13 protein-coding genes are annotated in these 13,053 nt (G+C 71.2%); 7 read left to right on the forward strand and 6 right to left on the reverse strand.

Translation table 11 applies throughout. The annotated features are described in order from the left end of the window. Nucleotides 1–87 precede the first annotated feature (87 nt). Entirely contained in the window at nt 88–1,386 is a 1,299-nt protein-coding gene (locus AB0F91_RS42075) for a DUF445 family protein (RefSeq protein ID WP_360607258.1), read from the reverse strand. Between the two features lie 29 nt (nt 1,387–1,415). On the opposite strand from AB0F91_RS42075, the gene AB0F91_RS42080 reads away from it, so the two are divergent. Next, complete coding sequence (locus AB0F91_RS42080) at nt 1,416–2,582, forward strand: pyridoxal phosphate-dependent aminotransferase (RefSeq protein WP_360607260.1); 1,167 nt, start codon at nt 1,416–1,418, stop codon at nt 2,580–2,582. Nucleotides 2,583–3,398: 816 nt separating this feature from the next. After that, on the forward strand, nt 3,399–4,379 hold the full coding sequence (locus AB0F91_RS42085; protein ID WP_360607262.1) for a hypothetical protein: 981 nt from the start codon (nt 3,399–3,401) through the stop codon (nt 4,377–4,379). Between the two features lie 794 nt (nt 4,380–5,173). Here the strand turns inward: AB0F91_RS42085 and AB0F91_RS42090 are convergent. Both AB0F91_RS42090 and AB0F91_RS42095 read right to left on the reverse strand, forming a co-directional pair. Further along, nucleotides 5,174–5,428 (reverse strand): hypothetical protein, encoded by a 255-nt coding sequence (locus tag AB0F91_RS42090; RefSeq protein ID WP_360607264.1) that lies wholly within the window; start codon nt 5,426–5,428, stop codon nt 5,174–5,176. A gap of 39 nt (nt 5,429–5,467) precedes the next feature. Beyond that, nucleotides 5,468–6,922, reverse strand: coding sequence for a PLP-dependent aminotransferase family protein (locus tag AB0F91_RS42095; RefSeq protein ID WP_360607266.1), 1,455 nt, complete (start codon nt 6,920–6,922; stop codon nt 5,468–5,470). Nucleotides 6,923–6,983: 61 nt separating this feature from the next. Here AB0F91_RS42095 and AB0F91_RS42100 point away from each other — a divergent pair, with 61 nt between their 5' ends. Then, nucleotides 6,984–7,625, forward strand: a complete 642-nt coding sequence (locus AB0F91_RS42100) for a hypothetical protein (RefSeq protein ID WP_360607268.1) — start codon at nt 6,984–6,986, stop codon at nt 7,623–7,625. Here the strand turns inward: AB0F91_RS42100 and AB0F91_RS42105 are convergent. Both AB0F91_RS42105 and AB0F91_RS42110 read right to left on the reverse strand, forming a co-directional pair. Next, nucleotides 7,622–8,158: a Clp protease N-terminal domain-containing protein gene (locus AB0F91_RS42105; RefSeq protein ID WP_360607270.1), complete on the reverse strand. Its 537-nt coding sequence runs from the start codon at nt 8,156–8,158 to the stop codon at nt 7,622–7,624. The two genes, AB0F91_RS42100 and AB0F91_RS42105, sit on opposite strands and share 4 nt — an antisense overlap. Next, a complete protein-coding gene (locus AB0F91_RS42110) occupies nt 8,158–8,367 on the reverse strand; it encodes a sigma factor-like helix-turn-helix DNA-binding protein (protein WP_004559389.1) in 210 nt (69 codons plus the stop codon). Before AB0F91_RS42110 ends, AB0F91_RS42105 begins: the two co-directional genes overlap by 1 nt. Before the next feature lie 86 nt (nt 8,368–8,453). Here AB0F91_RS42110 and AB0F91_RS42115 point away from each other — a divergent pair, with 86 nt between their 5' ends. Both AB0F91_RS42115 and AB0F91_RS42120 read left to right on the forward strand, forming a co-directional pair. Next, nucleotides 8,454–9,227, forward strand: coding sequence for a hypothetical protein (locus tag AB0F91_RS42115; protein ID WP_360607272.1), 774 nt, complete (start codon nt 8,454–8,456; stop codon nt 9,225–9,227). Between the two features lie 60 nt (nt 9,228–9,287). Continuing rightward, nucleotides 9,288–9,965, forward strand: a complete 678-nt coding sequence (locus AB0F91_RS42120; protein WP_360607274.1) for a DUF998 domain-containing protein — start codon at nt 9,288–9,290, stop codon at nt 9,963–9,965. Nucleotide 9,966: 1 nt separating this feature from the next. On the opposite strand, the gene AB0F91_RS42125 is transcribed toward AB0F91_RS42120, so the two are convergent. Continuing rightward, on the reverse strand, nt 9,967–10,995 hold the full coding sequence (locus AB0F91_RS42125) for a D-cysteine desulfhydrase family protein (protein WP_360607276.1): 1,029 nt from the start codon (nt 10,993–10,995) through the stop codon (nt 9,967–9,969). 135 nt (nt 10,996–11,130) lie between these two features. Here AB0F91_RS42125 and AB0F91_RS42130 point away from each other — a divergent pair, with 135 nt between their 5' ends. Both AB0F91_RS42130 and AB0F91_RS42135 read left to right on the forward strand, forming a co-directional pair. Further along, nucleotides 11,131–12,519, forward strand: coding sequence for an amidase (locus tag AB0F91_RS42130; RefSeq protein ID WP_360607278.1), 1,389 nt, complete (start codon nt 11,131–11,133; stop codon nt 12,517–12,519). Further along, nucleotides 12,486–13,052, forward strand: a complete 567-nt coding sequence (locus AB0F91_RS42135) for a TetR family transcriptional regulator (protein ID WP_360607280.1) — start codon at nt 12,486–12,488, stop codon at nt 13,050–13,052. The genes AB0F91_RS42130 and AB0F91_RS42135 overlap by 34 nt, the downstream gene beginning before the upstream one ends. Nucleotide 13,053: the final 1 nt, after the last annotated feature.

A 13,053-nucleotide genomic window follows, 5' to 3' on the forward strand; every position in this document is an offset into this window, starting at 1 on the left:
GCCCCCTGGGTGTGGTATACGCACTGGTTGCACATGAGGAGCCACGCTCCGGCACCCGGACCGGGCGAAAACTACGAAAAGCCCAAATCAGAACAGCAGCTGCGCCACCGTGTAGATCACCAGGCCGGCCAGCGCACCGACCACCGTGCCGTTGATGCGGATGAACTGCAGGTCGCGCCCGACCTGCAACTCGATTTTCCGCGACGTCTCCTCGGCGTCCCAGCGCTCGACCGTGTCGGTGATGATCGTGGTGATCTCCTTCGAGTAGTTCTTCACCAGGTACGCCGCGGCGCCCTCGACCCAGCTGTCCACCTTCGCCGCCAGCGAGTCGTCCGTGATCAGCCGCTCGCCCAGCGACTGCAGACCCGCGCGCACGCGCCGGCGCAACTCGCTCGACGGGTCCTCGGCCGCGTTGAGCAGCATCTCCTTCGCCGTGGCCCACGCGTTGCCGATCAGCCTCTGCACCTCGTCGTGGTGCACGATCTGACCCTTGATCTGCTCGGCTCGCTCCATGGTCTTCGGGTCGTTCTGCAGGTCCTGCGCGAACTCGCCGAGGAACTTGTCCAGCGCCAGGCGCATCGGGTGGTTCACGTCGGTCTTCACGGCCCACGCGAAGGACAGCACCTCACCGTAGACCTTGTCGGCCAGCATTTCGTCGACGAACTTCGGCGACCAGCTCGGCGCGCGGTCGGAGACGACCCGCAGCATGGCCTGGTGGTTGTCGCGCACCCACTCGTACGCGCGGTCGCACATCAGGTCCACGAGCTTGTGGTGCGCGCCGTCTTCGAACACACCCTCGAGGATCTTGCCCAGTGGCGGGCCCCACGGCCGGTCGACGATGCGCTTGACCACGGCCTGTTCCATGATCGCCTGCACGTCCTCGTCGCGCAGCACCGTCACGGCGCCGCGCACGACCGTGGCGAGCTCCGACGTCACGCGCTCGGCGTTGTCCGGCTGCGAGAGCCACCCGCCGAGGCGACGCGAGATCTCGACGCGCTTGAGCTTGTCGCGGATCACGTCCTCGGAGAGGAAGTTCGAGCCGACGAAGTCGCCCAGGCTGTTGCCGAGCTGGTCTTTCTTGTTCGGGATGATGGCCGTGTGCGGGATCCGCAGGCCCAACGGGTGGCGGAAGAGCGCGGTGACGGCGAACCAGTCGGCGAGCGCGCCGACCATGCCGGCCTCGGCAGCCGCCTTCACGTAGCCGACCCACGCGGGCCAGCCGGCCGACTCCGCCCAGCTCGTGAGCAGGAAGACGACCGTGGCGCCGAGGAGGAAGGACAGCGCGACCTGCTTCATCCTCCGCAAGCCACGGCGTTTTTCCGCTTCATCGGCGGCGCCACCGGGCGGGTCTGCGGGCGTGACCTTGGCTGGGGTGAGTTGCTCCACGACGCCATTGTCCGTGAGGATGCGTTTTCGTGCGTGAACCAGCTCTCGTCCCCCGCCTCCGCCCCTTCACCGCGACGATCTTCGCCGAGATGACGGCGCTCGCCGTGAAGCACGGCGCCGTGAACCTCGGCCAGGGTTTTCCCGACACCGACGGACCCGCCGGCATGCTCGAAGCGGCGAAGAACGCCTTGTTCGGCGGCGACAACCAGTACCCGCCGGGCCCTGGCCGGCCCGAGCTGCGCGCCGCCATCGCGCGACACCGGCTGCGCTACGGCACCGAATACGACCCGGACACGGAAGTCCTGGTCACGGCGGGTGCGACCGAGGCCATCACGGCCGCGCTCATCGCGTTGACCGAGGCCGGCGACGAGGTGATCGTGGTCGAGCCGTACTACGACTCCTACGCCGCGGCCGTCGCGATGGCCGGCGCCCAGCGGCGCGTGATCGGCCTGGTCGAGACCGAGGGCGGCCGCCTCGAACTCGACCTCGACGCCCTGCGCGACGCCATCACGCCGCGCACCCGCGCGGTGCTGCTGAACTCGCCGCACAACCCGACCGGCACGGTGTTCTCGCGCGCGCAGCTGGAGGCCGTGGCGGCGCTGTGCGTGGAGCACGACCTCATCGCGGTGACCGACGAGGTCTACGAGCACCTCGTGTTCGACGACGCGTCGCACATCCCGCTCGCCACGCTGCCCGGCATGCGCGAGCGGACGGTGTCGATCTCCAGCGCCGGCAAGACGTTCAACTGCACCGGCTGGAAGATCGGCTGGGTCTGCTCGACCCCCGAGCTTGTGGCCGCGGTGAAGGCGGCGAAGCAGTTCATCACGTTCGTCTCGGGCGGGCCACTGCAGCCGGCTGTCGCGTACGCCCTGGACCACGAGCTGCCGTGGGTCGAGGAGCTGCGGACGAGCCTGCAGGACAAGCGCGACCGGCTGTCGGCGGGGCTCGCGGACGCGGGCTTCGCCGTCCGGCCCAGCAGTGGCACGTACTTCGTGACGGCCGACGTCCGTCCACTCGGGATCACCGACGCCGCCGAGCTGGCCTGGGAGCTGCCCGAACGCGTCGGCGTCGCGGCTGTGCCCGTGAAGGTGTTCACCGATCACCCGGACGAGTGGAAACACCTGCTGCGTTTTGCGTTCTGCAAGCGGAATGAAGTCATCGATGAGGCCGTCGGCCGATTGCGCCGACTCGTCTGACCACTGCGGTTACCGAATCACGAGTTGCGAAGCGGTTACGCTCCAGGTTCGTTGACGGTGCGTTGGCGCTGCGATACCAAGAGTATGGTTTCGGAGTGAAACATCAGGTCAACGGCCATGCGGGGGTCCCCCCGGATGGCCGCAGAGGGTCCTGTCAGGCGCACGCTGAGTGATCAACTCCGATCGATCGGACACCGGAGCCGGTAAGTCCGTTCCGCCTTACGGGGTGGATCGAACGCAGGGAAGATGAAACACTCGCGACCGGTGCTAGAAAGAGTGCAGCCCCGGGGGAACTGCGACCTGGCCGGAGAAGAACCCCAGTTGGATCAGTCTCGTGCGGCAGCCGCATGAGCTTCAGGCGCGGACGGTGGTGGTGGCGTGAGCGACATGGCAGCCGCACGCACCGACGCACCTCCTTCCCTTGCTGGTCCTGACCCTGCTTCGGGCGCCGGTATGCGCAGGCCCCGTCCGTGGGCGGCCCCGCTGGCGAGGCCGGCGGCGCGGATCGCGTTGGCCGGCGGGCTGACGGTGGCCGGGTGGATGCTGGGGGCGCTGGTTGCCGGCGCCGGGGCCGAAGCCGCGGAGCAGCCGCACGTCGGGGACGCTTCCGGCAGCACGGTGGTGACGGCGCCTGACCGGCACGGTGAGGCACACCGGGCTCATCACCACGCAGACGGTCGGCGGGCCGCGTCCACTCGGGACTCCGCGGGCCACGCGGACGCGGCCGGTGGCTCGGGGCATGCTGCGGGTTGGTCGTTCAGCGATGGCTCTGACCAGGGCAGAACTTCCCGTGGTGGTACCGATTCGGGCCAGGCCGTGAGCGCCGGTTCCGATGAGAATACTGACATTTCGGGCGGCAGAGCCGGTTCGGACCAGGCCACGACCGCGAGCGGCGCGGACGAGACCAGCACCACCGGAACTTCGGACGGCAGGACGGGTTCGGACCAAGCGACCACGCCGAACGGGTCGGCGGAGAGCGGCGCCTCGGAAACGTCGGGCGGCAGCACGGGCTCCGACCAGACTGCCGAGAACGGCGCTTCCAGCGACAGCACTTCCGGCGACAGCCCTGCCACTGGCCAAACCGCGACGCCGAGCAGCAACGGCGACCAAACCACCGAGGCGCCGCTGCTCGCCACGGCCTCGCGCCCGCAGGGTGATCTGCTGGGCGGATTGCTCGGGATGGTCGACGCCACGTTGCACTCGATCACCGAGGTGGCCGGGACCGTGGGCGGCGTCGGGGAAACCGTGCTGCCACCGGTCACGACGGTGCCGGGTGAGGATGACGCGCCGTCGCTGATCCCGATCGGGGATGTGCTCGGGCCGGTGTTCTCGGGTGGGACGGTGAGCGGCGGGGTCACGGTGACCGTGCCCGAGCTGACCGCCCAGCCCGCAGAAGTGGTGAGCACCGTGGTTCCGGTGGTCGTGCCCCAGCCGGCGCCGGTGACCGTGCCCAAGGCGGCCGCGCTGGTGCACTACCCGAGCGGCGTGCACTTGATTCCCGTGCAGCAGCGCAGCACCGGCGCGCGGCACGCGAACAACGAGAACTCCCACGTCGGCGCCACAGGTGGCGGCGGCAGCGGGGGCGGCGGTGGCCTGCCCGCGGCGCCCAGCGCGCCCGTCGCGCCGACCACCACCGCCAACCCGAGCCACGACGGCTCGGGCGGCGCGCGGCAGCCGTTCGCCGTCGTCGGGGACAGCGTGACCACCACGCAGCTCAAGCTGATCGGCGTCAGCCGCGACCACGAGGTCGACGGCGCGGGCAGGGATGCAGCCCTGCCCACCACCTCTCCGGACTGACCGGCACCCGGTCCACCGGGGAGAGCCACGTCCAGACCAAGATCAACTTCTTGGAGCGCGCGCCCGTTCGCTGCGCCTGGCTCACCCTTTCGCACCAACCATTCGACAAGGGGCGATCCATGCGTACGACCAGCCTTCCCGACCGGCCGACCGCGCCCGGCCGGATCGGGTCCTGGTCCCGGCGCCGCGCTGCCCCCGCGGCGCCGGGACCCACAACGGGCGTGCTCCGGAGGTTCCCGCTCACCGCGCCGAGCGGGAACCTGCGCCAACCGAAGCCCGCCTGAGCCGTCGGCGCTTCCCGGCACGTCGAGGGGCTGTGCCGGGAAGCCGCCGCGGCGCCCGCTCTGAACGGAGCGGGTGACGAACAGCCGGTGCACCGGATGCGACCACCACCATCCCTGGAGTGGTTGGAACATCCGGTGCACCGGCTGTTTATCGTTTGCAGCCTTGCTCAGGAATCGCCGGCACAGCAACAAAAGCCGGGCGGTGAGTGGCTGCACCGGCCAACCGCAACGCGTGTCGGCCGCTTGGTTCAGACTCGGTCTGCGCCGTCGAACAGGCCACGCACGGGTCGCGGCCGAAGGGTCGGAAACGCGCCCAGCGGCTACCTCGAGAGCAGCGACTACAAGACCCCACCCGCTCAGCCGCCGGCCGCGACGCGGTCAGCCGGCTCCCGTCGCGAGAGCCCTCGAACTCGGTGGCGAATCAGCCTGGCCGACATCACCGAGCGCCACAACGGTGCGTACTGCCGGCTCACCATCGACCGTCCGCTCGGCGTGGGTGCGGCCGGAACGTCAGCTGCGAGGAGCCGGAACCGCCTGCATTGCCACATCCACCACGCGCCGCAGGTCCGCCCGCGAGCCCGCGACGGCGTGGACGGCGAGGCCCTCGCCGACGGTCATGACGCAGTGGGCGAGGTCGTCGGGGTTGTCGGAGGCCGACAGGTCGCCGTCGGAGACCGCGCGGCGGAAGCGGGTGAGCAGGGCTCTTCGCCGGCCCGGCGGGCGCGCGCCACGGCGGCGCCGATGTCCGCGTTCCCGGGTGACCACAAAGTCCACTTTGGACCGTGAAACACCTGACTCCGAACCTTAGGTCACCGGCACGTTCGCCGCGGGCACGTCCGCGTAGCCGCGCACCGACTCGACGGCCAGGCTCAGCCGCCGCACGGCCTCGAGCAGCTGGTCGGGCGGCAGGCCGAAGGGCAGGCGCAGCCAGCGTTCGAGGCCGCCGTGCACCCCGAAGCGTGAGGCGGGCGCCAGCTGCACGCCGTGGTTCGCCGCCGAGACGGCGAGGCGCGTGCTCATCGGTTCCGGCAGGCGGCACCACAGCGACAGGCCACCGGCCGGGACCTCGAACGTCCACTCAGGACAGTAGGTGTGCACGGCGTCGATCAGGGCATCACGCTGCAGCCGGAAATCCACCCGCCGCCGGGCCAAGGCCGCGTAACCGTCGGGCTCCAAGAGCGAAGCCAGCACCAGCTGGTCGAACACCGGCGCCCCCAGGTCCACGGCGAAGCGCGACGACAGCAGCCGGTCGAGCAGCTCGGCCGACGCGCGGATCCAGCCCAACCGCAACCCGCCCCATTGCGACTTCGCAGCCGAGCCGACCGTCAGCGCCAAGTCCCCCGCGAACGCGGCCAGCGGCGGCGGCGCGTCGAGCGGATCGCCCTCGTAGTCCAGCTCCACCAACGATTCGTCGACCACCACGGGTGTGCGCGAGCGCGCGAGGAGGCCGCCGAGGCGTTCGCGACCGGCGGCGTCGAGGCGCAGGCCCGTGGGGTTCTGGAAGTCGACCACGAGGTAACCGAACCGCGGCGACGCCTGGCGCAGCGCCGCCTCGATGCCGGTGAGGTCCCAGCCGCGCACGGGGTCGAGCGCCACCGGCACGGGCAACGCGTGGGCGGCGCGCACGGCGTCGATCGCGTTCGGGTACGTCGGCTGCTCCACCAGCACGCGGTCGCCGGGGTCGGCCAGCATACGCAGGCACAGCACGAAGGCCGAATACGCGCCGGCTGTCAGCATGACCTGGTCCGGGGTCGTCGGCAGGCCACGCGCGGTGTAGCGCTCGGCGATCCGCTCGCGCAGCAGTGGCAGGCCGCCGGTGAGGTAGCCGTTGCCGCTCAGGTGCTCAACGAGGTCGCGCCGCGCGGCGTCGACGGCGTTGATCAGACCTGGCAACGCGGGTGGCGCCGCCCGAGCCAGGTCGATCAGGCCGTCGCGCTCGTGCTGGGCCGGCGCGGCCGAACGATGGCCGGCCCCGGAGATCCACGAACCGGCGCCACGGCGGCTGGCGACCACGCCGGTGGAGCGCAGCCGGTCCAGCGCCCCGCCGATGAGGGTACGGCTGACGCCAAGGGCGTCAGCGAGCTCGCGTTCCGCGGGTAGCCGGGTGCCGATGGGGAGCTGGCCGTCGAGCACCTGCAGCTCGACGGCCGCGGCCAGATCCGCCGCACCCTGGCGGGAGCCGCGACGCCGCCACTCCCCCAGCAACACGGCCAATCGAGTGCCGGAGACACGGCTACCCAGCGGAAGGTGCACAGTCATAAGACCAATTATCCGACATTGGCCATGGATTACCAGTCCACTTGTCGCCAATAGTGGAGAAGTGGCAGTTGTCGACCTCAGTCCCCTCAGCGTCCGCCGAGCACCCGTCCGCCGTGGTGCCCAGCTCTTGGCCGGGCTCGCGCTCTACGGCGCCAGCATGGCCATGCTCACCCGCGCCCACCTCGGCCTCGACCCGTGGGACGTGCTCCACGAAGGCCTCACCAAGCGCACCGGCCTGAGCTTCGGCACGGTCACCGCGATCGCGTCGGTGTTCGTGCTGCTGCTGTGGATCCCGCTACGCCAGCGGCCCGGCATCGGCACCGTGGCCAACGTTGTGGTGATCTCCGTGACCGTCGATGCAGTCCGCGCGGTGCTGCCCGACCAGCACGCCCTCGCCCTCCAGGTCCTGCTGCTCGTCGGCGGCGTGGTGCTCAACGCCGTGGCCACTGCCGTCTACGTCGGGACCCGGCTCGGCCCCGGGCCGCGAGACGGGCTGATGACCGGCCTCACTGCGCGCACCGGCTGGTCGGTGCGGCTGGTGCGCACCGGGATCGAGGTGACCGTGCTCGCCGTCGGCTGGTTGCTGGGCGGCACCTTCGGTGTGGGGACCGTGCTCTACGCGCTCACGATCGGACCGCTCACGCAGGCCCTGTTGCCGCTGGTCACGTGGCGGACCGGGCGCCGCGAAGAACAGCAGCACTAAAAGTTCTCCCCTACGACGCGACGCACCGACACGTAGTCGACGCCGTGGGCAGCCAGCAGGTCGGGCACCGGGCCCTTCTGCTGCACCAGCGCGAGCAGCAGGTGCTCTTGGCCCAGGTGCTTGTCGCCCAGTTTCACGGCTTCGCGCAGGCTGAGCTCCATCGTGCGCTTCGCCTCGGCCGCGAACGGAATGTGGCCCCGCTTGGCGCGTCTGCCGCCGCCGGCGAGCGCCCCCGGGCCGTGGGTCTCCTCGACCCGCTCGACGATCTGCTCCACGTCGATGCCGAACTCGGTCAGGGCGGCGACGTCGGCGTCACTGATCCCGCCGCGCCGGCGGATGCGCTCGAGCTCCGCCAGCACGTCTTCCCTCGACACGCCGAGCTCCTGCAGCAGCCGCAGGCCGGCCCCGTTCTCGGTGCGCGCGAGCCCGGCCAGCACGTCGGTGAGCTCGATCTGCCGCGCGCCGGCTTCCCGCGCCACGATCTGGGCCTCGACCACGGTTAGCCGCGCGTCGAGCGTGAACCGTTCGAACATCAGTGCCTCCCGTACTTCTTGTGGACGGCCTGCCGGCTGACCCCCAGCTCGGCGGCGATCTCCTGCCAGGACCAGCCGTGCACGCGGGCGCTGCGCACCTGCACGGCTTCGAGTTGTTCCAGGAGCCGACGAAGCGCGGCGACCGCGCGAAGCCCCACTCGGGGATCACGGTCGCCCGCCCTCGCGGCCAGGTCTGTTGCTTCGGTCATGTTGTCAATCTAGGTTGACACCACGACGCTTGTCAACCGAAGTTGACAGACCGGTCCCGGTCAGCCGGTCGGGTTAGCATCGGGTGATGCCCGAGATCGCGATCGCGGAGCGCGCGGGAGTAGGCGCGGACGGCCTGCCTCGCGCGAGCGAGGACCACGTCGTGGTGCTGGACAACGCCGTGCTGCTGCTGGACGGCGCCACGTCACCGAGCCCGGACCTGCCGCCCGGCGGCTGGTACGCGGACCTGCTGGTGCGCCGATTGGCGGACGAGCTGAGAGAAAGTCCGAAAGAGGACCTCGCCGTCGCTCTGGCGTCGTCCATCGCCGACGTGGCGGCCGAGCACGGGCTGGAGCCCGGCCACTCGCCGTCGAGCACCGTGTCGATCCTGCGCTGGGACGCGGCCGAGGTCGAATCCCTTGTGCTGGCCGACAGTCCGGTTGTCGCGTTCGGACAGTTCGGGATGGACGTCGTGGCCGACGACCGCCTGGTCTCCCTGCGCGACGGCGGCCTGCTGCAGACCGGCGCCGACGTCCGCCGTCGCCGCAACGCCGAGGGTGGCTTCTGGGTCGCCGAGGCCGACCCCGCGGCGGCGTCGAAGGCCGTGCGGCGCTCGTGGCCCCGCCTCGAGGTCGACGCCGTGCTGCTCGCCACCGACGGCGTGTCCACCGGAGTCGACGACTACGGTCTCTTCGGCTGGCCCGACGTCCTGCGGCTCGCCCGGGCGAACGGGCCGAACGCCGTGCTGGACGCCGTGCGAACCGCGGAAACGCAGGATCCCGACGGTTCGCGCTGGCCGCGCGCGAAGCGCCACGACGACCAGGCGCTGGTTCTCGCGGAGTTCACCAGCGCAGGCGAATAGGGGTCGAATTCAGGGTGATCCCGGATCACGGAGCACGCCGATCCCGCCACGCTGGGGACCATGGGGATTTCACGGGGGCTGCGGATCTGGCGGACGGGCGCACTGGTGGCGATCGGGTGGGGGCTGTTCACGATCACCTTGATGCACGTGATCAGCTCGCACGACCCGATCCGCGACACGTTGTCCAGCTACACCACCACCGACCCGGGCCTGCTGAGCGCGAGCGTGCTGGCGCTCGCCGTCGGTTCGCTGGCCGTGCTCGGTTGCCTGGCAGCCGGTGGCGTGCCGCTGCCGCGGACCACGCGGGTACTGCTTTCGTTGTGGGCCTTGGGTTTGGCGACGGCAGCGGTGTTCCCGGCGAGCTACCCGCCGCACCCGGACCTGGCGAGCGGTGAGATCCACCTGTACTCGTGCGTGGTGGCGTTCGCGAGCCTGCCGGCCGCGGCGCTGACCTTGCTGGAACCGTTGCGCGGTACGGCCGAACGGGAGCTCGTGGCGCGGTGGCTGCGGTTCGGGGTGGCCGTTCTGGTCGTGTTCGGCGTGAGTTTCCTGTTCGCCCGCTTGGACGAAGCCGGGCTGCCGGTCCACACCGTCACCGAACTGCTGCCGGTCGGCGCCACGCAACGGCTGATGCTCGTCGCCGACGTCGTGCTGCTGCTGGGCCTGATCCGCGTGGCGGTGCGGGTCGACGCCACCCGCGCGGCGGCCGAGCTGCAACCGGCCACCGCGCGCGACTGAGTCACTCCTGCATGGCGGCGACGAACTCCGGCGCGTAGCCGTACAGCCCGGGCAGGCCGCCGGTGTGCACGAACACCACCGTCTCCTCCGGGTCGAACCGGCCGTCGGCCGCCCATTCGACGAGCGCGGCGGCGGCCTTGCCGGAGTAGACCGGGTCCAGCACCACGCCTTCGGTACGGCCGAACAGCCGCAGCGCGCCCCACGTCGAGGGCGCCGGGATGCCGTAGCCCTCGCCCATGGTGGAGTCGCTCATGCGCACGTGATCGAGCGACGGCGTGTCGACGCCGAGCAGCTGCGCGGCCGACGTGACGAGGTGCGTGAGGTTGTCGGTCGCCTCGTCGAGCGGGTGGCTCACGCAGGCGAAATCGGCGCCGAGGTTGCCGAGCATCGCCGTGCCGAGCGCGAGGCCGGCGGAGGTGCCGCCACTCGCGTGGGGCGCGACGATGCGTGCGCTGTCGATGCCGAGCGCCGAGAGCTGCTGCGCGAGCTCGTGGGTTGCGGCGACGTAGCCGAGGGTGCCGAGCGCGTCCGAACCGCCGACGGGGACGGTGAAGACCTTGCGGCCCTCGTAGTCGGCCGACCCGAGCAGCTCTTCGTAGGTGCGCTCGGCTTCTTCGACGGTGGCGCAGATGTGCACGCGTGCGCCGAACAGCAGGTCGAGCGGGATGTTTCCGGAATGCTCGTAGGCCTCGCCTTCGCGCGGGACCTTCGCCGTGAGCACGAGCTCGCAGCGCAGCCCGAGCCGCGCGCACGCGGCCGCGGTCTGGCGCCCGTGGTTGGTTTGCAGCGCGCCGAAGGTGATCACCGTGTCGGCGCCGGCCGCGAGGGCGGCGCCGAGGTGGAAGTCGAGTTTGCGCAGCTTGTTGCCGCCCACGCCGAGCGGGTGCACGTCGTCGCGCTTGAACATCAGCCGCGGCAGCCCCAGCGCCTCGCCCAGCCGCGGCGCCGCCAGCAGCGGCGTCGGCCCGGTGCCGAGCCCCGCCCGCGGGAACGCGTCGAAAACGGGAAACCGGTCGAAGTCGAACGTCATCGATCCTCCGTGGTGCTGGGGCGGGTCTCGGGGTAATCGTCGGCCTCGGGCAGGGCGGCTGTCGAACCAGGGAGCCGGAATCACAGCCCGGTGGTAACGTTCGTTCGAACGAACGAGAACACCGGGGGTGGCCCGATGACCGTCAGGGCTTCTGAGATCAGCGCAGTCGCGTTCACGACCGTCGCCGAGCAGGTGGCGGCACTTGAAGCAGGCGAAACGACCTCCATGGCGCTCACGGCAGCGGCCCTGGGAGAAGCGCACGCGAGCCAGGCCGTGCTCAACGCGTTCCGTCGGATCCGCGACGAGGAAGCCCTCGCCGAGGCCGCCGCAGCCGATCGACGTCGGGCGGGAGGTGACCGGACGCCGTTGCTGGGTGTGCCCGTCGCGATCAAGGACGACGTGGACCTCGCGGGCCTGCCGACGGCGTTCGGCTGCGCGGGCGCCTTCGCCGACGCGACGCAGGACGCGCCGGCCGTGGGGCTGCTCAAGCGCGCCGGCGCCGTGATCATCGGCAAGACGAACACACCTGAGCTGGGACAATGGCCGTTCACGGAGGGTCCGGCGTTCGGGGTCACGCGCAACCCCTGGCACCCCGACCACACGCCCGGTGGGTCCTCCGGCGGCTCAGCGGCCGCGGTGGCCGGTGGGGTGGTCGCCGCGGCGCTGGGGTCGGACGGCGCCGGGTCGGTACGCATCCCGGCGGCGTGGACAGGGCTCGTCGGCATCAAGACACAGCGCGGACGCGTGCCGGTGGGCGGGGAGCTGTTCCACGGCCTCACCGTGCTCGGGCCGCTCGCCCGGACCGTGGCCGACGCGGCGACGATGCTCGACGCCACCACGGGCGCCGACGGCTCCTTCCGCGCAGCCGCCGTTCGGGAACCCGGCCACCTGCGCATTGGGCTGTCGACCAGGATTCCTTTCACCGCAACGAAAACCAGCCTCGACCCGGTGGTCGAAGCGGCCGTGCGCGACACCGCGGAGGCGCTCGCGAACCTGGGCCACGAGATCGTCGAGATCGATCCCGACTACGGGCTCATCGGGCTCACCTTCCTGCCGCGCTCGCTCACCGGCGTGCGCGACTGGGCCGCTCGCGTGCCCGAGAAGGCCAAGCTCGACCCGCGCACGCGGGGCAACGCGCAGCAGGGCACCGTGCTCGCCGGCGCGTTGAAAATCGCCCGCGCGCTAGAACCCGCGCTGCAGCGCCGCATCGGCTCGGTGTTCGGACGCGTCGACGTGCTGCTCACCCCGACCACCGCGACGCCGCCACCGAAGACCGGCGCGTTCGACGGCCTCACCGGCTGGCGCACCGACCAGACGATGATCGCCGCGTGCCCCTACGCTTGGCCGTGGAACGTGCTGGGCTGGCCGGGGATCAACGTCCCGGCCGGACAGACGGCGGACGGGCTGCCCCTCGGCGCCCAGCTGCTGGGCCCGTCGCACGCCGAGGAGCGGCTGATCTCCGTTGCCGCGCAACTGGAAGAGGTCCAACGGTGGCACCTGCGCAGGCCCGCAAGGGTGTGGTGAACACCCGCGACGCGATCCTGCGGGCGACGCTCGAGGTCGTCGGCGAGCAGGGCGTCGGCGGGCTGACCAACCGGCGCATCGTGGCCGCCGCCGGCGTCTCGCTCGGCACGCTGACCTACCACTTCCCCAGCCAGACGGAGCTGCTGCGCGAGGCGATGCTGCTGTTCGCCGAGGAGGAGACGGCGAAGCTCGCCGCGATCGCCGACGCACACAGTGCTCTCAGCATCGAACAGGCCGCGGCGGTGGTGGAGCACGTGATCGAGCAGCTGCCGTTCGGCACCGACGACCTCGCGCCCCACGAGCTCTACCTGCAAGCTGCCCGTGATCCCGGGCTGCGCGAAGCGTCCGCGCGCTGCTTCGCCGCGTACGACGATCTGGCCACGACCATCCTGCGCGCCCTCGGCGTGCCCGATCCCGAGCGGTTTGCCGGTCCCGTCGTCGCACTCATCGCCGGGTTGCAGCTGCGCCGGCTGTCGACGGGCACCGACGTGCCGGCCGCCGAGCCCCTGATGATGCTGCTGCGCGGGGCCTGAC

The organism is Amycolatopsis sp. NPDC023774, assembly GCF_040639695.1.
Taxonomy (GTDB): domain Bacteria; phylum Actinomycetota; class Actinomycetes; order Mycobacteriales; family Pseudonocardiaceae; genus Amycolatopsis.

What these genes read in the sequence shown, in the direction of transcription:
- AB0F91_RS42095 (WP_360607266.1), bottom strand. Translation starts at nt 6,922, where the DNA reads ATGACTGTGCACCTTCCGCTGGGTAGCCGTGTCTCCGGCACTCGATTG.
- AB0F91_RS42105 (WP_360607270.1), bottom strand. Translation starts at nt 8,158, where the DNA reads ATGTTCGAACGGTTCACGCTCGACGCGCGGCTAACCGTGGTCGAGGCC.
- AB0F91_RS42110 (WP_004559389.1), bottom strand. Translation starts at nt 8,367, where the DNA reads ATGACCGAAGCAACAGACCTGGCCGCGAGGGCGGGCGACCGTGATCCC.
- AB0F91_RS42115 (WP_360607272.1), top strand. Translation starts at nt 8,454, where the DNA reads ATGCCCGAGATCGCGATCGCGGAGCGCGCGGGAGTAGGCGCGGACGGC.
- AB0F91_RS42120 (WP_360607274.1), top strand. Translation starts at nt 9,288, where the DNA reads ATGGGGATTTCACGGGGGCTGCGGATCTGGCGGACGGGCGCACTGGTG.
- AB0F91_RS42125 (WP_360607276.1), bottom strand. Translation starts at nt 10,995, where the DNA reads ATGACGTTCGACTTCGACCGGTTTCCCGTTTTCGACGCGTTCCCGCGG.
- AB0F91_RS42130 (WP_360607278.1), top strand. Translation starts at nt 11,131, where the DNA reads ATGACCGTCAGGGCTTCTGAGATCAGCGCAGTCGCGTTCACGACCGTC.